Consider the following 20,525-nt stretch of genomic DNA (forward strand, 5'->3'; position numbering starts at 1 on the left):
GGTCAGGGGTGAAATAATTTGGTTAAGTGGAAAATGTTAAAAAATAGTTAAAAATTAATTGGCTATCTGTTATTTTTTTGCGTGAATATTTGATCTATGTCAGATTTTATAACTGTTTTTAGGTAAATTGATGCCCTGCTTACTCCAAAATGTTATAATTCACTCCAGTGATAATATTTTACAACTTTTAGGAGAAATCATTATGAGTAATGCTGTTGAAAATGCAGTTAGCCCAGCCCAAGCAGAAGTAAATGCACTGGTTGAAAAAGGTTTAGTGGCGTTGGAAGAATTCCGCAAGCTGGACCAAGAACAAGTGGATTATATCGTTGCCAAAGCATCAGTGGCGGCATTAGATAAGCACGGCATATTAGCCATGCACGCTTATGAAGAAACAGGGCGTGGTGTGTTTGAAGATAAAGCCACCAAAAACTTGTTTGCCTGTGAGTATGTCGTGAATAATATGCGTCACCTGAAAACCGCTGGCGTAATTAGCGAAGATGACGTAACAGGCATTACCGAAATTGCTGATCCTGTCGGTGTGATCTGTGGTATCACGCCAACTACCAACCCAACATCAACGACCATTTTTAAAGCCTTAATTGCGTTAAAAACCCGTAATCCGATTGTATTTGCATTCCACCCATCTGCTCAACAATCTTCCGCTCATGCGGCTCAAGTGGTGTATGATGCTGCCGTAGCAGCAGGGGCACCAAAAGACTGTGTACAATGGATTAGCAAACCATCAATGGAAGGTACTTCAGCCTTAATGAAACACCCTGGTATTGCGACGATTCTTGCTACAGGTGGTAATGCTATGGTGGAAGCCGCTTATTCTTGTGGTAAACCAGCATTGGGCGTAGGGGCAGGTAATGTGCCAGCTTATGTAGAAAAATCAGCCAATCTTGAACAAGCAGTGCATGACATTGTGATGTCAAAATCCTTTGATAACGGTATGATTTGTGCATCAGAGCAGGCGGCTATTGTGGATGCAGAAATTTATGATGCCTTTGTCAAAGAAATGAAATCCTATGGCGTTTATTTGGTCAACAAAAAAGAAAAAGCCTTATTAGAAGAATTTATTTTCGGTGTAAAAGCCAACGGTGCGAACTGTGCAGGTGCAAAATTAAATCCAAATGTGGTAGGAAAACCTGCTGCTTGGATTGCGGAACAAGCAGGTTTTACCGTTCCACCAAAAACCAATATTTTATTAGCCGAATGTAAATTAGTCGGTGAAAAAGAACCATTAACCCGTGAAAAATTATCACCTGTGTTAGCGTTATTAAAAGCAAATTCTACTGAAGAAGGTTTAGCCCTTTCAGAAGCTATGGTGAATTTCCACGGTTTAGGTCACTCAGCAGCGATTCACACTAAAAACGCTGATTTAGCCAAAACATTCGGTGAACGAGTGAAAACCATTCGTGTCATTTGGAACTCACCATCAACCTTTGGTGGTATCGGTGATGTGTATAACTCTTTCTTACCATCTTTAACACTCGGCTGTGGTTCGTACGGTAAAAACTCCGTCGGTAACAACGTAAGTGCGGTGAATTTAATTAATATTAAACGTGTGGGCAGACGGAGAAATAATATGCAATGGTTTAAAGTTCCATCAAAAATTTACTTTGAACGTGATTCAATTCAATACTTAAAATCAATGAAAGATGCGGAAAAAGTGATGATTATCACTGACCGTTCAATGGTGGATTTAGGCTTTGTCGATCGCATTACCGATCAACTCCGTCAACGCCGTAATAAAGTGACTTATCAATTATTCTGTGATGTCGAGCCAAACCCAAGCATTGAAACCGTCCGCCGTGGTACAGACTTAATGCGGAGTTTCCAACCAGATACTATCATCGCCTTGGGTGGTGGTTCTCCGATGGACGCAGCGAAAGTAATGTGGTTATTCTATGAACAACCAGAAGTGGATTTCCGTGATCTCGTACAAAAATTCATGGATATTCGTAAACGTGCGTTCAAATTCCCACAATTAGGGCGTAAAGCGAAATTTGTCGGTATTCCAACCACATCAGGCACAGGCTCTGAAGTTACCCCATTTGCAGTGATCACCGATGGTGATATTAAATACCCATTAGCGGATTACTCATTAACCCCAACCATTGCCATTGTTGACCCAGCGTTAGTCATGTCAGTGCCTTCTCACGTTGCCGCAGATACAGGTTTAGATGTATTAACCCACGCCACGGAAGCCTATGTTTCTATCTTAGCCAATGATTTTACTGACGGTTTAGCCTTGCAAGCCATCAAATTGGTATTTGAAAACCTTGAAAAATCCGTGAAAGAATTTGACGAAGTGGCACGCGAAAAAATGCACAACGCTTCAACCATGGCGGGTATGGCATTCGCTAACGCATTCTTAGGTATCAGTCACTCCATGGCACACAAAATCGGCGGTAAATTCCATACCATTCATGGTCGTACAAATGCAATCTTGTTACCACATGTTATTCGCTATAATGGTACTCGCCCAACCAAAGTGGCAACTTGGCCAAAATACACCAGCTACATTGCGGATAAACGCTATCAAGACATCGCAAAAATCTTAGGTTTACCAGCCTCTACCCCAGAGCAAGGTGTTGAATCTTATGCGAAAGCAGTTCATGATTTAGCGATTCGTTGCGGAATAAAAATGTCCTTGCGTGATCAGGGCGTAGATGAACAAGCGTTCTTAGCCGCTCGCCGTGAATTGGCATTACACGCTTATGAAGATCAATGCACCCCAGCTAACCCACGTTTAGCCATGGTGGAAGATATGGAAGAAATTATGACCAAAGCCTATTATGGTGATGAGAAGTAATTTCTAAAAATTTATAAAAAATACACCGCACTTTGGTTATTTACTAAAAAAAATGATCTGCACCCCAAAAGTTGGACTAATCACCAACTAAGTCAAGGTGTAGATTTTTATAACCAAATATGATGTTTAGCATTGGAAATGTAAGTTAAACGCAAGGTTTTTTCGGTGCAGGGTAGCAGTTGGGCGTAGGCTTGTGATTGATATTATTGGCAAAAATGGTGTTCTAGCAAGTCGCAAAATGTGGGATAGGCTCAATATAGGCAAATTCAGCAAACCCTTGTGCTACTAAATATAAAATATTTAAGATCCATCCTGTTCTGCAATTGCCGTCATAAAGAAAGTGAATATTTGCTAACTGATGATGAATAATCACCATTTTTATCAAAGGATCAAGTTCGCTTAATTCATCATTATTGATAAATTCTACCAAATTATTTATCAAATCTTGAATTTCATCAGTGTGGAATGTTTGGGGTTAGATCGTTTTTGAGAAAGTTGATATAGCCTACTTTTTGATTTTAGGTAGGCTTTACTTTTTCTAATCTCTCTAATAATCTTTTGGCAACTTCGGGATTAAGACGACTAATATGATGAACTCGTCCTTTTGTAGAATTAAATAAAGATTGATATTCTGCATCAGGAATCTTTAGATATTTTTGCTCACATTCATATACAGCAGATCTTATTTTTTTTTGCTCATCTTTAGGAAAAGTAGCTACTGTTGTTGATACATTGATACCGTGTACTTTCTGAACTGTTCCTTTAGGCATTATTTTATGTTTTTTACGATTTGGTTTTGCTCCAATACTAAAAAACATTCCATAAACTTTTCTTATAATTTCTGTTTTTTCTTGGTTAGGAATATTTCTCTTTGTTGATATAGTAACATCATCAACAAAACGAGAATAAACAAAGCCATTTGATTTAAAATAATCATATAATTTCTTTTCTCGTTTCCATAAAATCACATTACACAAATATCCACTTGTTTTTGCACCTTGAACCAAGAAACCTTTGTAACTAACTAATTTTGTTAAACATTCAGCAACATCCTTAGGAAAGTGAAAAAATTTTAGCCAAGTTTGTAAAATAACCTTTTCACAAATACTGGGAAAAAAGTTACTAACATCTTCATTAATAATAATTTTCTTATTAAGATGTTGTTTTGAATCAGAAAGATAATCACGTTTGCGAATACCACCTTGTAAATAATCGGGGTAGTTTAAATCCTTAAAAAATAGATCTAAAATCTTAGAATGCACTTTTTTTAAGCGTGGTTCCACATCATAAATTTCTCGAAATGATCCATCTGATTTTGGTTTCTTTTGAACAAGACGATAATATTGATCAGTATTATTTTGTAAGTCTATCAATTCATCTAAAGAAATGTCTAATAAATCAGCTAATTTGTTTAAAGAACCAATGGGGTTGTGTGGGTAGCAAAAATCATTCATTAGATTCTCCGATTAAAGACCATGCTAAATATGATAATTTTTCAGATAATTCCGTGCTTAACTCATCTCGTTCGTGGGCATCAGTAGCAAGGAACATTAAAATACTGGTAGGAATATTGAGAGCGGTACAAATTTTCTCAATCGTAGATAAATTAGGATCGCGTTTCCCTTGTTCTAACAAGGTAATATAAGAAACAGATAATTCTGCTTTTTCAGCTAATTTTAATTTAGTAAGGTTTCTTTGATTACGGCATAACTTAATAGCTTTACCAATATTCATATAAAGTCCTTAATAAAATTAGAAAAATAAGACAACCTGCTGCAAACAAATTAGGAAAATAATTGAACAAATGTTTCTATCATTTTCGAAAGATAAGGTAAATTTTTAAGAATATCACCTAATAATTTGAGCAACTCTGATTTATCAAATGGTTTCTCAACTAATTGGTTTTGTTCTAAATTTTTAATGACCTCATCTAGTTTTGCTTGTTCACGACTATCCATTTTATTATGCATTTCTACTCGTAACAATTTTAATGTTTCAATAGAATTTTTCAAAAGATCAGAATTTTTCATCTTTGAACCTCGTTTTCTTAACAGTGCGAAATTGCACCAGTTGTCAAAACAATGTCGAACCGTAAAGAAATAAAATGGATAGTGCTACAGGTTGCTCAAATTAAAAACTCACCAGTTGTTTTATTTGTTTTATCTCATCAAAACTAATCTTGGTAGTTCTATGCTTTGTGTCTTTTTTCAGCCTTTACGACTAAATCTTAGACCGCCAGTAGATTGCTATAATGCAATCGACATTCTATTGAATGCCACATTCTCACTCGACATATAAGGTCATTATCTTTTAAAATGCATCGAGACGGTAACATCTCGTCATAGGATATAATTCTACCCTTTACTTCTTCATTAGTCAAATATTTTTTGACTAGCAGTCAAATTTAATACATCATTGGGGGTGCTTGAATACAAAGTTACTTAGTACCTTCAAATGAAAATTAAAATCTGATGCTGTCTCTTATCCCCAATATCATAATGCAACAGCATTGTGCATTTCTTAAAGACGAGAATAGCGAATAAAATGGTTTCACAAACGGTTGAATTTTGCTAAAGATTTACAAACTACCTTGGGTGGTGAACAATCGCTCGGGGATAAAATTCACTTTCTCAAATTGGCTATCCGTATCGGTGGTCAGCACAAAATAATTTTTGTGCTTGACCAATTTAAATAAGGCTAGGTACAACAGTAAAGCATCAGGGCTGAAGCGATTTTGGTAAATATGCTCCCCAATAACTCCATTTTGAGTCCACCGAAACAAACGGATAACAACCTACGGAATATATATCTCGCATACGGTATTTTTTAATATTGTCCCACTCACACCACAAAATCCAACACTCCTTGCCATTCATCAAACAATTCCTGTGCCGGTACAGGCAAGTTTCGTTCAAAATAATATTTCATCACCGTTAAAATCGTAGTGGCGAATAAAATGGTTTGAAATTCGCTGCACGTTTTATTTTGCTTGGCGACAAATAGGCGTAGCTGTTGTTGAATGGACGCGAACATATCTTGATACAGATGATGGCGTGGCGTGTCAATCTTCCATAAGGCAAGCAAGCTGTGGCGAAGTTCAAATAAGCGTGCGGTTTGCTCGCTATTAAATTCACTTAACCGCTCGCAACTTCTGGCATATTGCTGAATTTGTTCAAATTCTGTTTTAAATTCGGCAATCATCACCCCTGCCAACTCGCTTTTGCCGTAAAAATGGCGATAAAAGGTTGATGTGTTAATCATCGCCGTATCGCAAATTTCCTGTACGTTGATTTTGTTGTAGGGTTTTTCATTAAGCAGGCTAATCAAGGCTTGGCGGAGCTGTTTTTGCGTGCGTGTCTTTCTTAAATCTTGGCGTAAATCGCTTGGCATAGGTCAATCCTGTTATCAGAGAATTTATGCTATTGTACTGCATAAGACTACAAACTACGAATTTTGTTGGTTTATGCAGTGAATTTTAAAAAATTTTTGCTTGGTTTGCCGTTTGCTGTTGGTTAAAATAAGGGCATATTTTTTAGCGAAGAGAACAATATGAACCCGACTTATAACGCTGATATGATTATTGAAAAATTCAATACTCAACCCAGCCTGATGATTCCTTTGATGATTTTTGCAATGGGATTTGGCTTTATTCAATATATTTACGCCTTTTTTATGGCACGCGGCGGCAAGCCTTCGCCGTTTCCGGTGTATATGCACTGCTTTTATCTGGCTCACGATTTTTTGTTTGTAACCTTGTTTTATCAATGGTTTTACGAGTACGATTCGCTGGTGTTTCAGGCTGTGTGGCTGGGTATGGTAGCGTTTAATATTTTTGAAATTCATGCCTTATACGAAGCGATTAAATATGAACGCCAAGAAACTTTTGGTAAGTATTACGACAAGCCTGTAACCGTCAAGCAAGCGACTTTGTGGGTAGCAGCGATGACGGTGGTGAGCTTTGTGGTGCTGTGTACGGTGCGTGATTTTATGAGCGATAAACTGATGTTTTGCATCTTTATTTCTACAAATGTCATCATGGCAATCGGGCCTGCTCTGCATTTTATGGCTCACCGCAAACGTGCCAAGGGGCAGTTTGGCTTGGCGTTTTTTATCGTCCTTGGCACGATTGCGACTTTTCTGCCGCAAGGATTGGGTATGTACACCACGTCTGACCCTGATTATTTCAACCGCCCTTGGTTCTTTGTGTTGGGGACGGTGTGCTTGGCGGTGGCGATTTGGCACTGGGTGAGTGTGTGGAAGTTGCCTAAAGCCGAGTCGTAGATTTAGTTTGTAGGATTAAGTAAGACCGCACAAAAATGATCTTCCGTCAGAAGTTAAACGAATAATTAACTTACCAAGATGTAGATCACAAAGTGCGGTATTTTCTAACTTATTTTTATCCTAACTATACCCCATCAATCTCAACAGTTCCTTAGTATAATCAATGGCTTCGGTGCGATTTGCTACGCCGATTTTTTGGTATAGATTGCGGATATGGGTTTTGGTGGTGGTTATGGCGACTTGCAATTCTTCTGCAATATGTTCATTGTTATAACCTGAATAAATTAGCCCTAACACTTGCCATTCTCGCTGGGTCAGTGGGCTGATTTTAAGCAATTCAGGGACTTCAGGGTTGTTCAATAAACGTTCTACAAATTGCTCGTCAAAATGGGCAAATTTATGCCGATAGTGCTGATTGATACTGCGTAAAATAAATTGGGCTTTATGTTGGGTAAATTCGTCTAATACATTGCTTAATTGCAAGAGTTGACGAATTTGTTGTGCCATAATATCGCCTTCAAGCACAAACGCACTGATAAAATTCGTTTGTTTGGTTAAGCGAAGTGCTTCGAGCAAATCTGTTTGAGCCAGATTTTTCTCATTTTGTAAGAAATATAGACGGTTACGCAATATTAATGCTCGATTTAAATCACTGGTTAAATTGAGTTGCTGGGCAGTTTCAATGATACGATCTAAAATCTGTTTCGCTTGGCTAAATTCACCTAGTGCAATGTATGCTCGGGCAATACTTCGCCATTGCTCTTGGCTAAAATGATTGCGATCGGTGTGGGGTTGTTTACTTTGAATTAACCAGTTCTGCATGGCTTCAAGATTATTATTCATTTGATATAACAATACTTTGGCAGAATCAGCATTGGCTAACCAGTCATCATGATAATCGTGCATACCTTGTAAAATATCTAAGCCTTTAATCAACCGATCAGCGTTATCTAAATCACCACGCACCAGTGAAATTTTGCTTAATAGCGTCACACATTGTAATTTATCAGAGGCTTTATTTAGAATTTGAATGCCTGCATTTGCCATGGCTTCAGCTTTATCAAGATTGTACCATTCCCATAAGATACGCCCTTTTAAGCGGAGCAAAAACTCATACATAGGAATTTTTTGTAGATGATTTTCTTTCACAAACAGGGTGGCTTTATCCAACATATCATAAGCGGCTTGCAAAAAGCCCTGTGCCATTAAAATTTCTGATTGTTGTAACAGCGACCATAAAATATGATGATAAGTATGGTGATGACGTGCCATTTTTTCAGTGTGTTGTTGGATTTTTAAGGCTTGCTCGAGATTACCATAACAATGATGTGCTTCACCAATAATAGAATTGGCTACAATTTGTGCGTAATAGGCATTTTCGGGTAAATCGGCTTGTGCTTTTGATGCAAGGGATAACGCCGTATCTTCATTGCCGTCATTAATGGCAACCTGTGCCAATAATACATCAAATTCCGCCTGATTTTCTTTGCTTAATTGTATGTTATTTTGCTGTAATGCTTGTTTAAATTGGCTAAAAATGCCGATTACTTCATTATGTCGATGTTGACTTTGTGCCAGCCATGCCTTGAGTAAGACTAAATTTGGCTGTTGCATAAATTCGTCTTCATTTAGGCATTGTAAACTTTCTTCCAATAATTGCAGTTCGCCATGATGAAATAAATCCCAAGCATGTTGATTTAGAATGGATAACAAAATGGAACGATTTTCTAATTGCATCGCATGATATAAGGCTTCGGTGATATAACCCAATTTTAACCATGCTTCTGCTGCCCGTTGATGAAGATCTTGCAATTCTTCGCCTAACTCGGTTTGGCAACATTGCCATAAAAACGTGGCAAATAAAGGGTGGAAACGCCACCAGTTGTCTTCGGAATCCATTTGATGTAAGAATAAACCTTGTTTTTCTAACTCTTCTAAGGATTTGCGACTATTGGTTACACCCGTTAAATGTTGTACTAATGCTTCATTCATGGAACGCAGCACAGAACATTGGAGCAGAAATTTGCGAGCTGTCTGATCGAGCTTATTTAGCACTTCATCATTTAAATATTCATTGATATGGGAATTATTTAACTTGGCTAACCGTTTGGCAGCGTCCTGTAATGAGGTGTTTTGTTGCTTAACGGATAGGCTAATTAATTGTAAGGCGGTCGGCCAACCTTCTACTTCATCGCAAAGTGCGGTGATTTCTGGTTCAATTAATTCTGCATCAAGACGAGATTGGAAAAAAGCAATACTTTCTTGATGATTAAAAGGTAATTGACCCGCATCAATTTCTAATAATTGTTCTTGCACTCTCAAATTGGCAATGCCTAACGGTGGCACGGAGCGAGAAAGCAAAATCAATGTCATATTATCGGACTGATGACGAATCCAATATTTTAATGCTTCGTGAATATCTTCATTTTCAATTAAATGATAGTCATCTATAATCAAATAGAAATGCCCTTTTAAGCCAGCAATCTTAATTAACAGCTGATCGAATAAGGTAAATAAGCTGGCTTGATGATTAAATTGCCCATCTTCTATTATGGGCTGTTCTGCATTAATCGCTTGGCTAAGAGCTGCACAAAAATAGGTGGCAAAACGTTCGGGATTATTGTCACTTTCATCTAGCGAATACCAACCCACATTTTTGGGTTGTTGTGAATTAATCCACTGAGAAATTAACGTGGTTTTACCATAACCCGCAGGTGCATTAATCAGCACCAACGGATATTCACAGGCTTTATCTAATAATTGTATTAAACGCTCTCGAATCACGCTATTTTGTAAGCGGTAAGAACAAATCAGTTTTGATGGAATGAGCATATATTTAAGGTATCCAGTTTGTGTAGGAGAATACAGCTTCTCTACTTCTTTATAGTCATACTACGAAGATTATAGCAAGGATGATTTATTTTTACATTGATCCAAGATAATGAAACATAGAGATTTAATAAAAATTTATGGAGTTGCTATGTTACAAAACCAATTTACTCAGGTGTCATTTGATACTGTCGTGCAAAAATACTGCCGTTATTTTGATGTGGACGGTGCCGAACAGTTTTCTTTGAGCCAATGGTATCAAGTGTTAGCCGAAGGGAGCCTTGCTTTAGCTTATGCCAAACCAGCACAAAAAAAGGCGGATACTCGCCACGTCAATTATCTTTCTATGGAGTTTCTTATCGGGCGATTAACAGGCAATAACCTGATGAATTTAGGTTATTACCAGCAAGCCAAGGTCTATTTAGCCAACTATGGAGTAGAAATCGTTGATGTGTTAGAACAAGAACGTGATCCTGCATTGGGGAATGGTGGTTTAGGTCGATTAGCTGCCTGTTTCTTAGATTCTATGGCAAGTCTTGGACAACCTGCCACAGGCTATGGTTTGCATTACCAATACGGTTTATTCAAACAAGCCTTTGAAAACGGCGTACAAAAAGAAAGTGCAGATTTTTGGGGACGCAATGATTACCCGTGGCAAAGCCACAATCCAGCCAAAACCCAATTAGTGGGATTTGGGGGCAAAATTCAGTGCATTAAAGATGATAAATACGAATGGCAACCTGCATTGACCATTCAAGGTAAAGCCTATGATCTGCCTGTGGTGGGTTATCAAAATGATGTCGTGCAGCCTTTACGTTTATGGCAAGCGGATAACGATCAAACCTTTAGCTTTGAGAAATTTAATGACGGTAAATTCTTGCTTGCGGACAAAGAAATCGTTAATGCGGCTGCCTTAACCCAAGTGTTATACCCGAATGACAACCATAAAGCAGGGCAAAAACTCCGCTTAATGCAACAGTATTTCCACTGTGCTTGTTCAGTGGCGGATATTTTAGCTCGTCATTTGGCACAGGGTCATCGCCTACAAGACTTTGCTAAATATCAAGTGATTCAATTAAATGATACCCACCCAACTCTGGCTATTCCAGAATTAATGCGAGTGTTATTAGATGACTATAATTTAAGCTGGGATCAGGCTTGGGAAATTTGTTCAAACACCTTTGCTTACACCAATCACACCTTATTACCCGAAGCCTTGGAACAATGGGATCAACGCCTATTTAAACAATTATTACCACGTCATTTCCAAATTGTGGATAAAATCAATCGGTTATTTCAGCCAAAAGTGCGGTCAGAATTTGGTGAAAATCCGCAAGTTTGGGAAAAATTGGCGATTTTATTTGATTATCGGGTTCGCATGGCAAATCTTTGTGTGGTCACTTGCTTTAAAGTCAATGGAGTGGCTCAAATTCATTCGGATTTATTGGTGACGGATTTATTCCCTGAATATCATAAAATCTTCCCAACCAAATTCTGTAATGTGACCAATGGTATCACGCCACGCCGCTGGATTCGTCAAGCTAATCCAAAATTAAGTGATTTATTAGACCGCACTTTACAAACAGATTGGACTAAAAATCTTGAACAATTACAGGGTGTTGAGAAATATGTGGCAGATAGTGGTTTCCGTACCGAATATCGCCAAATTAAACAACATAACAAAGCGATATTGAGTGCGGAAATTAAACAGACCCTTGGTTTAAGCGTAAATGAAGATGCCATTTTTGATGTGCAAATTAAACGTTTCCACGAATACAAACGCCAACATTTGAATTTACTCAATATTATTGCGACCTATCAACAGCTTAAAGATAATCCAAATATGCCGTTCACGCCACGTTTATTTGTCTTCTCAGGCAAAGCGGCACCAGGTTATTATTTGGCGAAGAATATTATTCATGCCATTAATAACGTGGCACAAGTGATTAATCATGATAAGCAAATGAAAGACAAATTACAGGTCGCATTCTTGCCAGATTATCGCGTCAGTCTGGCGGAAAAAATTATTCCCGCCGCCGATGTGTCGGAACAAATTTCCATGGCAGGTAAAGAAGCCTCAGGGACGGGCAACATGAAACTCGCCTTAAATGGGGCATTAACCCTTGGTACATTAGATGGTGCTAATGTGGAAATCGCCCAGATGGTCGGTACAGAAAATATTTTCCTGTTCGGTCATACGGTAGAAAGTGTCCGCGAACTGTTGGCACAAGGTTATGACCCGAAAGCCTATTATCAACAAAATCCCGTGTTAAAAAGTGCGGTGGATTTTTTAACCAAAGGGGCAGTGTGCCAAGGCAATAAGGCGATGTTCAAATTGATGATCGACAGCTTAATAGAACGTGATCCGTTCTTAGTGTTGGCGGATTTTGATAGCTATATGGTAGCTCAACAACGCATTGGACAGGCTTATTTAGACAGGGAAGCATGGTTACACAGTTGTATTTTGAATACGGCTCGGCTTGGTATGTTCAGTTCTGACCGTTCCATTCGAGATTATCAACAACGTATTTGGTTGAAATAACAACGTTTTCCCCTGTTACAGCAGGGGAAAATAAGGGGAACATGATGACAACAATATTGAATAAACAATGCCAACAAGCGGGTATTTTGCCGTATTTTTTTGATGAAAGGGGATTAAAAATTCCCCCTAAAACGGAAGTAAAAAAGCGGTTACTCAAAGCGTTTGAAAATAATTTCTCGCAACATTCATTGTTGCCAACGGTGAAAATATTTCGCCAAAAAACACCGCACTTTTTCCCATTAAATACCACCAATCAACGTGAACACATACAGGGAAAATGGCAGCTTTGGTTAGAAAATCAGACTGAACCTTTGCAAGGCAAAATCAAACGCAATACGATTCCGTTACCGCAGAATTTACCACTGGGCTATCATCAATTACAATTAACCGTAGGCAAACAACAATGGCAATGCGTGGTGATTATTGCCCCTGAACGTTGCTATCAACCGATTGAGCTGCTGGAACACAAAAAATTATGGGGAACCTTTTTACAGCTTTATACCTTAAAATCAGCAACCAACTGGGGTATCGGCGATTTTGGTGATCTAAAACAATTTATCCAACAGCTCGAGCCTTATCAAGCAGATTTTTTAGGCTTGAATCCGATTCATGCACTCTTCCCTGCCAATCCTGAATCTGCCAGTCCTTACAGCCCATCTTCACGCCGTTGGTTAAATATTGCTTATATTGACATCGGAAGCCTAGTGGAGTTTCAACAAAGCCAAGAAGCACAAGCGTGGTTTAACTCCGATGAAATTCAACAAAAATTAACCGCACTTCGAGCCACAGATTGGATTAACTATGCGGATGTTATTCCGTTAAAATTAACAGGATTGCGTTTTGCCTTTCAGCAAGCGGATAAAGAAAATCCTACTTTCATTGAGTTCTTACAAAAAGGTGGCGAAAGCCTGCAAGTACAAGCAACCTTTGATGCGTTACACGCCCATTTGAGCCAATACTTTTCCGAACAATGGGGTTGGGATTTTTGGGCGAAAGCGTATCAAGATTTTAACTCGCCAGCCGTGCAACAATTCCGCCAGCAACATCAACAGGATATTTTGTTTTACAGTTGGTTACAATTTATTGCTGATCAACAACTGGCAGAATGTGATGCTTTGTGTAAAGCACAAGCGATGCCAATCGGTTTATACCGTGATTTAGCGGTCGGCGTAACGGGTAATGGGGCAGAAACTTGGAATAATAAAACCTTATTTTGCCTAAATGCTTCTGTCGGCGCACCACCCGATGTACTTGGACCGCAAGGGCAAAATTGGGGATTAACGCCATTCAATCCACACATTTTGCAACAACAAGCCTATCGTCCGTTTATTGAATTAGTCAGATCTAATATGCAACACTGCGGTGCGTTACGCCTTGATCATATTATGTCTTTATTGCGTTTATGGTGGATTCCGAAAGGGGATAGTGCGGTCAACGGGGCTTATATCCGTTATCCAGTGGACGACTTAATTGCGATTCTGGCACTTGAAAGCCAGCGTCATCAATGCACTATCATTGGAGAAGATTTAGGTACGGTGCCAAAAGAAATTGTCAGCAAATTACGTAATGCAGGCATTCTCTCTTACAAAATCTTTTATTTTGAATTTGACCAACAAGGACAAAGCCGAGATTTACAACAATATCCTTATCAAGCCATGACAACCCTAAGTACCCACGATTTACCCACCATTAACGGTTATTGGCGTGGTTATGATTTTGAGTTGGGACAACGTTTTGGCGTTTATCCAAACCCACAAATTTTGGCGGTGTTACAAAAAGAGAGAATTCAAGCCAAAAGCAAAATCTTGCAACGCTTGCAACAAGCAGATATAGACATTGAACAGGGGATTGATGAAACCCTTGATTCTCAAGTAAGCAAAACATTCAATCATCAATTACAACGCTATGTGGCTAAGGTAAGTAGTGCATTATTTGGTTTACAACCCGAAGATTGGTTAGATATGACCGAACCTGTCAATATCCCTGGCACCAGCGCGCAGTATCCTAATTGGCGGCGGAAATTAACTAAAAATATTGATGCGATTTTTGCCGATCGGGAAATTCAGGCGTTGTTGATTGGGGTGAAACAGCAGCGGTTGGGTTAATTAATAATTAAGCGACATAACCCATAAATATTATGTCGCTTATTTTTTAAGCCATCAACAACCTAACAATCCTGCCCACCATATTTCTCATCACGCAACATGGCACGCACGGCGTGATCAAAGTCTTTTAACACCTGATCGGCATTTTCTGCATTCACGCCTTTGGCATCTAAATAGAATTTGATTTTTGGTTCGGTACCAGATGGACGGACAATTAAGCGGCTGCCGTTATCTTGGATAAAGACCAAAATATCATTTTGGCGTTCGGTTTTTAAGTGATCGATTACCTGTACAACGGTATGCTCACCAATTTGAGTTGGTGGATTTTGGCGAAGTGCGGTCATTAATTCGCCGATTTTGCTTAAATCGCTGACACGAATAGAAATTTGACCACTGACATAGGCACCAAATTCTTGAGTAAATTCTGCGATATAATCTGCAAGGGTTTTGCCTTGTTGTTTTAAATAGCAAATGAGATCAAGGAACACAATAGCAGCAGAAATACCGTCTTTATCACGCACTTTATCGGGGTCAACTAAATAGCCTATGGCTTCTTCAAAACCGAATAATAAACCTTGTACTTTGCCAATATATTTGAACCCTGTTAAGGTTTCTTCCGATTGGAAACCGTATTTTTTCGCAATTTCTGCTAACGCTGGCGATGATACTAAAGAACAAGCTAGAACGCCTTGTTTTCCTTGATTTTGCTGGGCTAAATACCAACCCAATAAACAACCGATCACATTACCATGCAAGGCTTTCCAGTTACCTTGAGCATCAGGCATTGCCACAGCTAAACGGTCTGCGTCTGGGTCGTTAGCTAAAATAAATTCTGCATTTTTCGCTTTAGCTAATTTAAAGGCTAAATCTAATGCCCCTTTTTCTTCGGGATTAGGGAAATTCACCGTTGGGAAGGTGCCATCGGGTTGAATTTGTTCAGTGACTAAATGGGGTTGTGGTAAGCCTGCTTTGCTTAGGGTTTTGCTTAACACTTCATAACCCACACCGTGCATAGCCGTATAAACATAGTTAATCTCGGCTTTTGGCTGTTTAGCTAGGCTTGCCGTTTTTTCAATATAGGCGTTGACGACTTCATCATCTAACACTATGTAATCTTGGCTGCGTGGTAAATCTTGAATATTACCAAGGGCGACTTCATCAATTAAGGCAGCAATTTGTTTATCGGCAGGTGAAACAATTTGACCGCCACCATTGGCTTTGCCTAAATACACTTTATAGCCATTATCTTCTGGTGGATTATGACTGGCAGTCACCATTACACCTGCGGTGGTGTCAAAATGTTGGATAGCGTAGGCTAACACTGGGGTTGGCAATTTACGGGGTAATAAATAAGTTTTAATCCCTGCTCCTGCCATGATTTCAGCGGTATCTTTAGCGAAAACGTCAGAATTTTTCCGACCGTCATAACCTAAAACGATGGAGGGCTTTTCATCATAACCTTGAATAAATTTGGCTAAACCGCCAGCAGCTTGAGCCACGAGAACACGGTTCATACCCATTGAGCCTGCTTGTAAACGCCCACGTAAGCCAGCTGTGCCAAATTGCAAACGTCCGTCAAAACGGGCTTTGAGTTCATCTGTGGCAGCCTTATCACCTGCTTGTGCTTGTTCAATTAATTGATTTAATTCTGCTTTGGTTTCTGCATCGGGATCTTGTGCTAACCAGTTTTGTGCAATATTAAAAATTGTTGTCATAGTATCTCCTTATTTTTATTAAAATAATCATTAACATGGTTGTTAATTATTTAGCCTATCTTTTTCAAGGCTAAAATACAACCTAAAATCACGATTATTCCGCCCATTCCTTGATATAGATTAATCTTTTCACCCAAAGTGAAATAGCCAATAACTGCGGTGGAAAGGGGAATGATTAATTGAATAATATTAAACACCACCACCCCTTGTTTTTGTACAATATAAAATGCCATTAACATGCCTGTCAGCATGCCATAAATCCCAGCCAAACCTAAGCTAATTAATAGCCCTTGATTGACCTGTTGCAGTTGTTCAATGCTATTGGTATGAATGGCAAGCATAAGATAAAGCAATCCTGAAAGGGTGGCGGTGGAGGCACTAATCACAATAGCGTGCAATTTTCTCGCCACCTGTTTTACCAACAAATTTTGAATAGATTGAATAAAAATAGCGGTGGCTAAAAACAGTGAACCGAGTAGAAAATCGCTGTTTTGTGCATTTTTATTACTATAAAAAACAAAGATTAGCGAACCTATAATCGCTATCAGACTGCCGACATAAAATCGTTTTTGTTTAGCTCGTTGGCGTTCATCTTGAAAGAAAATGGCTGCCATAATAATGGCTAATGGCATCGCTAAAATACCAAAAATACTGCCAGCTAAAGCGGAGGTGTATTTTAGTCCATTAATAAAAAAATACATATTACCCGTCATAAATACCGCTAATAGCAATAGGCTGACAATAATCTTCGGCTCTACCCATATTTTTTTCAGTTCTTGTCTAAATTTTACCAAACAAATCAATACGAAAAATAATCCACCTGATAAGAATCTGACGGCGTTATTATTTAAGGTTTCAAAATGAATGCTCATAAACCGCATAATGGGGAAACCAAAGCCCATTAGAATGATATAAGAAAGGCGAGTCAGCTGTTCGTTGTGCATGGCTTGTTATATGATAAAAATATGTGCAATACTGTCGCAAAATACCTAAAAAATAAAGCAATAAACCTTGAAAATGAGAGATGGTTCACAGTTTTTTTATCTATATGCGTAACAATAGACCAGTTCTAGCACTGAATTTATGCTAATATAATTCCCTATGAAAGACATCTCTTATGTATATTGATCGCTATGAATATTCGTTACCTGTTACATAAAAAATTACGCCAAACGCACCGCATTTCTCGAAAAACCATTGAATTTTCTTGCCTGTTGATTGGGGCGAGTTTAGTTGCTTTATTTTCTCTTGGTTTTGCGAAATTAGCAGAATTAGGGCTGGAATGGAACGCACTTTGGACGGCTAGATATCCCCTTGCAGTTTGGCTAGTATTACCTTTGGGTATGGCGTTGTTAGCTTGGTTTACACCGAGATATACGCCTTATGTGGGCGGTAGTGGTATTCCGCAAGTCATTGCTGCATTGAGCTTGCCACATGGTGCGAGAAAGTCCTATTTAGTACAATTTGTGCAAACTTTGTGGAAAATCCCGTTAACTTTTTTAGCCATGTTATTTGGTGCGTCTGTGGGGCGTGAAGGTCCTTCGGTGCAAGTGGGGGCGGCGGTGATGTTGGCTTGGGGGAATTGGTGTCATCATCATAATATTGCGTTTCGTGGTTTGAATGCCAATGAATTAATGGCAGCTGGTGCAGGTGGTGGTTTAGCGGCTGCCTTTAATGCTCCCTTAGCTGGGGTTATTTTTGCCCTTGAAGAATTGGGGCGTGGGGTAATTTTGCGTTGGGAACGTCGTGTGTTATTAGGCGTTCTTGCAGCGGGTTTTATTTTAGTGGCGATTGACGGTAACAACCCTTATTTTCCATTATACAAAGGTGCTACAAATACAAAAGATATTTTGCTTTGGGTGCTAATGTGCGGTGTTATTTGTGGAATTTTAGGGGGGATTTTTGCTCGTTTATTGGCGAAAGGTGTAGCTGGTGTGGTACCTGCCATGATTCGTGGTTGGGTTCGCCATCACCCCGTTACTATGGCATTAATTTTAGGTCTAATTCTTGCAGGATTAGGCACTTATACTAACGGACAAACCTATGGCACGGGTTATGAAGTGGTCACGCAAGCCTTAGATGGGCAACTGATTCAACCAGAAACGACAGGCATTGCCAAATTATTTGCCACGGTTGCGACCTATTGGACTGGGATTGCTGGCGGTATTTTTACCCCTGCATTGACAGTGGGAGCTGGAATCGGCTCACAGATTTCTAGTTTCACTGGTGAGCTAGTAGATGGTCGTTTATTGGTGTTATTGTGTATGGCAGCCTTTTTAGCAGGTGCCACGCAATCACCTGTGACTGCAGCGGTTGTCGTTATGGAAATGACAGGTAGTCAACCCGTGTTAATCTGGTTATTAATTGGTGGGATTGTATCGACTATTGTGTCACGTCAAATTATGCCAAAACCGTTTTATCATTTTGCGGCTGGACGTTTTCGTCAGCGTATTCAAGAACAAGGATAATTCAAAAACTTATGCAAAATCAACCGCACTTTCCTACACCTTATTACCGTGGACGTTTTTCCGTGGCACCGATGTTAGATTGGACGACGCGCCATTGCCGTTATTTTCATCGTCAATTTACCCAACACGCTTTGCTTTATACGGAAATGGTGACGGCTCAAGCGATTATTCACGCCAAATATGATCATTTAGATTTTGATTTAGCGGAAAATCCTGTTGCCTTGCAATTAGGTGGTAGCGACCCTGAACAGCTCAAACAATGTGCGATTTTAGCCGAACAACGGGGCTATAAAGAAATCAACTTAAATGTGGGTTGTCCGTCTGATCGTGTACAGAACGGCATGTTTGGCGCATGCTTAATGGCAAAAGCAGATTTAGTGGCAGACTGTGTGCAAGCTATGCAAAGTGCAGTGCAAATTCCTGTCACGGTGAAAACCAGAATTGGCATTGATGAGTTAGATAGCTATGATTTTCTGTGTGATTTTGTGCAAAAAGTGCAAGCCGTGGGCTGTCAGGATTTTATCGTACATGCTCGCAAAGCCTGGCTTTCTGGCTTAAGCCCAAAACAAAATCGTGAAATTCCACCTTTAGATTACGAGCGAGTGTATCAGCTCAAACGAGATTTCCCGCACCTTTGGATTAGCATTAACGGTGGCATTAAAACCATTGCAGAAATACAAACCCATTTGCAACAGGTTGATGGCGTGATGGTAGGACGTGAAGCCTATCAAAATCCGTCTTTATTAGGCGAAATTGATCGAGCCTTATTTGACCCTAACGCACCGATAATCACTGCTCATCAAGCGGTGCGGAATATGTTCCCTTATATTGAAAGCCAACTCAGTCAGGGTGTGTATTTAAATCATATTGTTCGCCACATGCTCGGTGCATTCCAAAACTGCAAAGGGGCAAGACAATGGCGACGACATTTAAGTGAAAATGCCTGCAAGCCGAATGCTGGGGTGGACGTAGTGGAAACGGCATTGGGGTTTGTGGAAGCGGATTAAATCGTGGTGGCTTAAAATCCCTGTTCATTAAGTTTACGATAAGCCTGACAACCCCCTTTTAAACCACGATCACAAGATCGCCCATACCATTCTTTCGCCACGGTTCTATTTTGGCGAGTGCCAATGCCGTTTTCATATAAATACCCCACCGCATATTGGGCAAAAAGATACTGTTTTTCGGCTGCTCGTTTCATTAACTGAAAGCCTTTTTGATCGTCTTGCTCCACCACTTTGCCAGAAAGATAGAGATCCGCTAAACCAAATAAGCCTTTAGGATGATTTTGATTAGCGGATTTTTGAAACCACACCAACGCTTGCTGTTCATTTTTCGCCACACCATCACCATTGAGCAACATTTCAGCAATTTCCGCCTGTGATGGGGCATCGCCCTGCTCGGCAGCTTGCTTAAACCAAAAGAACGCCTGCGAATGATCTTCTTTCACGCCTAAGCCTAATTGATAAATCACCCCCACAATATTCTGTGAATCCACATCCCCTTTTTCCGCCGCACTTTTATGCCATTTCAACGCCAAGCGATAATCTTTTTCTACGCCATCACCAATAAAATATCTCGATCCTAACATCGTTTGAGCGTTGGTATCGCCTAGCTCGGCTTGATGTTTGAGTTGGTCGATTTGGTTAGCGTGGGCGGTACCGATTAACACAAACAGCAAAGCAATAGTAACCAATTTGAACATTTTGACTTCCCCCTGAAAAGGCTATATTAAACCATATTGCACAAAAAAAAAACAATAGTAGA

15 protein-coding genes are annotated in these 20,525 nt (G+C 39.5%); 6 read left to right on the plus strand and 9 right to left on the minus strand.

The window, feature by feature from the left end; translation table 11 throughout:
* Nucleotides 1–202 precede the first annotated feature (202 nt).
* Nucleotides 203–2,818, plus strand: coding sequence for a bifunctional acetaldehyde-CoA/alcohol dehydrogenase (adhE, locus tag O1Q79_RS09355; protein WP_386691960.1), 2,616 nt, complete (start codon nucleotides 203–205; stop codon nucleotides 2,816–2,818).
* Nucleotides 2,819–3,041: 223 nt separating this feature from the next.
* Here adhE and O1Q79_RS09360 read toward each other — a convergent pair whose 3' ends face one another.
* The 5 genes from O1Q79_RS09360 to O1Q79_RS09380 form a co-directional block, all read right to left on the minus strand.
* Nucleotides 3,042–3,260 carry a Fic family protein gene (locus tag O1Q79_RS09360; protein ID WP_386691962.1) on the minus strand — a complete coding sequence of 73 codons (219 nt, stop codon included), beginning with the start codon at nucleotides 3,258–3,260 and terminating at the stop codon, nucleotides 3,042–3,044.
* Between the two features lie 76 nt (nucleotides 3,261–3,336).
* Complete coding sequence (locus O1Q79_RS09365) at nucleotides 3,337–4,272, minus strand: reverse transcriptase family protein (protein ID WP_386691964.1); 936 nt, start codon at nucleotides 4,270–4,272, stop codon at nucleotides 3,337–3,339.
* Complete coding sequence (locus O1Q79_RS09370; RefSeq protein WP_386691966.1) at nucleotides 4,265–4,552, minus strand: helix-turn-helix domain-containing protein; 288 nt, start codon at nucleotides 4,550–4,552, stop codon at nucleotides 4,265–4,267. Before O1Q79_RS09370 ends, O1Q79_RS09365 begins: the two co-directional genes overlap by 8 nt.
* A 50-nt stretch (nucleotides 4,553–4,602) precedes the next feature.
* Nucleotides 4,603–4,848, minus strand: coding sequence for a hypothetical protein (locus O1Q79_RS09375; RefSeq protein WP_386691968.1), 246 nt, complete (start codon nucleotides 4,846–4,848; stop codon nucleotides 4,603–4,605).
* A gap of 811 nt (nucleotides 4,849–5,659) precedes the next feature.
* Nucleotides 5,660–6,208, minus strand: a complete 549-nt coding sequence (locus O1Q79_RS09380) for a TetR/AcrR family transcriptional regulator (RefSeq protein WP_386691970.1) — start codon at nucleotides 6,206–6,208, stop codon at nucleotides 5,660–5,662.
* Between the two features lie 159 nt (nucleotides 6,209–6,367).
* Between O1Q79_RS09380 and O1Q79_RS09385 the strand changes: the two genes are divergently transcribed.
* Nucleotides 6,368–7,099: a hypothetical protein gene (locus O1Q79_RS09385; RefSeq protein WP_386691972.1), complete on the plus strand. Its 732-nt coding sequence runs from the start codon at nucleotides 6,368–6,370 to the stop codon at nucleotides 7,097–7,099.
* A 120-nt stretch (nucleotides 7,100–7,219) separates the two neighbouring features.
* Here O1Q79_RS09385 and malT read toward each other — a convergent pair whose 3' ends face one another.
* On the minus strand, nucleotides 7,220–9,931 hold the full coding sequence (gene malT, locus O1Q79_RS09390; RefSeq protein WP_386688515.1) for an HTH-type transcriptional regulator MalT: 2,712 nt from the start codon (nucleotides 9,929–9,931) through the stop codon (nucleotides 7,220–7,222).
* 148 nt (nucleotides 9,932–10,079) lie between these two features.
* Between malT and glgP the strand changes: the two genes are divergently transcribed.
* Entirely contained in the window at nucleotides 10,080–12,470 is a 2,391-nt protein-coding gene (glgP, locus tag O1Q79_RS09395; RefSeq protein WP_386691974.1) for a glycogen/starch/alpha-glucan family phosphorylase, read from the plus strand.
* Nucleotides 12,471–12,514: 44 nt separating this feature from the next.
* Nucleotides 12,515–14,575, plus strand: coding sequence for a 4-alpha-glucanotransferase (malQ, locus tag O1Q79_RS09400; protein WP_386691976.1), 2,061 nt, complete (start codon nucleotides 12,515–12,517; stop codon nucleotides 14,573–14,575).
* A gap of 62 nt (nucleotides 14,576–14,637) precedes the next feature.
* Here the strand turns inward: malQ and O1Q79_RS09405 are convergent, their stop codons facing one another.
* Together O1Q79_RS09405 and O1Q79_RS09410 are read right to left on the minus strand one after the other, a co-directional pair.
* Nucleotides 14,638–16,290, minus strand: coding sequence for a phospho-sugar mutase (locus O1Q79_RS09405; RefSeq protein WP_386691979.1), 1,653 nt, complete (start codon nucleotides 16,288–16,290; stop codon nucleotides 14,638–14,640).
* A gap of 50 nt (nucleotides 16,291–16,340) precedes the next feature.
* Nucleotides 16,341–17,234: a DMT family transporter gene (locus O1Q79_RS09410; RefSeq protein ID WP_386691981.1), complete on the minus strand. Its 894-nt coding sequence runs from the start codon at nucleotides 17,232–17,234 to the stop codon at nucleotides 16,341–16,343.
* Between the two features lie 189 nt (nucleotides 17,235–17,423).
* On the opposite strand from O1Q79_RS09410, the gene O1Q79_RS09415 reads away from it, so the two are divergent.
* A complete protein-coding gene (locus tag O1Q79_RS09415; RefSeq protein ID WP_386691983.1) occupies nucleotides 17,424–18,758 on the plus strand; it encodes a chloride channel protein in 1,335 nt (444 codons plus the stop codon).
* An 11-nt stretch (nucleotides 18,759–18,769) separates the two neighbouring features.
* Nucleotides 18,770–19,765, plus strand: a complete 996-nt coding sequence (gene dusA / locus O1Q79_RS09420; protein ID WP_386691985.1) for a tRNA dihydrouridine(20/20a) synthase DusA — start codon at nucleotides 18,770–18,772, stop codon at nucleotides 19,763–19,765.
* Between the two features lie 11 nt (nucleotides 19,766–19,776).
* On the opposite strand, the gene O1Q79_RS09425 is transcribed toward dusA, so the two are convergent.
* Nucleotides 19,777–20,463 carry a tetratricopeptide repeat protein gene (locus O1Q79_RS09425; protein WP_386691987.1) on the minus strand — a complete coding sequence of 229 codons (687 nt, stop codon included), beginning with the start codon at nucleotides 20,461–20,463 and terminating at the stop codon, nucleotides 19,777–19,779.
* Nucleotides 20,464–20,525: the final 62 nt, after the last annotated feature.

Source organism: Lonepinella sp. MS14434, assembly GCF_042468235.1.
Lineage (GTDB): Bacteria > Pseudomonadota > Gammaproteobacteria > Enterobacterales > Pasteurellaceae > Lonepinella.

Coding starts and splice junctions, on each gene's coding strand:
- adhE (WP_386691960.1), top strand. CDS start 203: ATGAGTAATGCTGTTGAAAATGCAGTTAGCCCAGCCCAAGCAGAAGTA.
- O1Q79_RS09365 (WP_386691964.1), bottom strand. CDS start 4,272: ATGAATGATTTTTGCTACCCACACAACCCCATTGGTTCTTTAAACAAA.
- O1Q79_RS09370 (WP_386691966.1), bottom strand. CDS start 4,552: ATGAATATTGGTAAAGCTATTAAGTTATGCCGTAATCAAAGAAACCTT.
- O1Q79_RS09375 (WP_386691968.1), bottom strand. CDS start 4,848: ATGAAAAATTCTGATCTTTTGAAAAATTCTATTGAAACATTAAAATTG.
- O1Q79_RS09380 (WP_386691970.1), bottom strand. CDS start 6,208: ATGCCAAGCGATTTACGCCAAGATTTAAGAAAGACACGCACGCAAAAA.
- O1Q79_RS09385 (WP_386691972.1), top strand. CDS start 6,368: ATGAACCCGACTTATAACGCTGATATGATTATTGAAAAATTCAATACT.
- malT (WP_386688515.1), bottom strand. CDS start 9,931: ATGCTCATTCCATCAAAACTGATTTGTTCTTACCGCTTACAAAATAGC.
- glgP (WP_386691974.1), top strand. CDS start 10,080: ATGTTACAAAACCAATTTACTCAGGTGTCATTTGATACTGTCGTGCAA.
- malQ (WP_386691976.1), top strand. CDS start 12,515: ATGACAACAATATTGAATAAACAATGCCAACAAGCGGGTATTTTGCCG.
- O1Q79_RS09405 (WP_386691979.1), bottom strand. CDS start 16,290: ATGACAACAATTTTTAATATTGCACAAAACTGGTTAGCACAAGATCCC.
- O1Q79_RS09410 (WP_386691981.1), bottom strand. CDS start 17,234: ATGCACAACGAACAGCTGACTCGCCTTTCTTATATCATTCTAATGGGC.
- O1Q79_RS09415 (WP_386691983.1), top strand. CDS start 17,424: ATGAATATTCGTTACCTGTTACATAAAAAATTACGCCAAACGCACCGC.
- dusA (WP_386691985.1), top strand. CDS start 18,770: ATGCAAAATCAACCGCACTTTCCTACACCTTATTACCGTGGACGTTTT.
- O1Q79_RS09425 (WP_386691987.1), bottom strand. CDS start 20,463: ATGTTCAAATTGGTTACTATTGCTTTGCTGTTTGTGTTAATCGGTACC.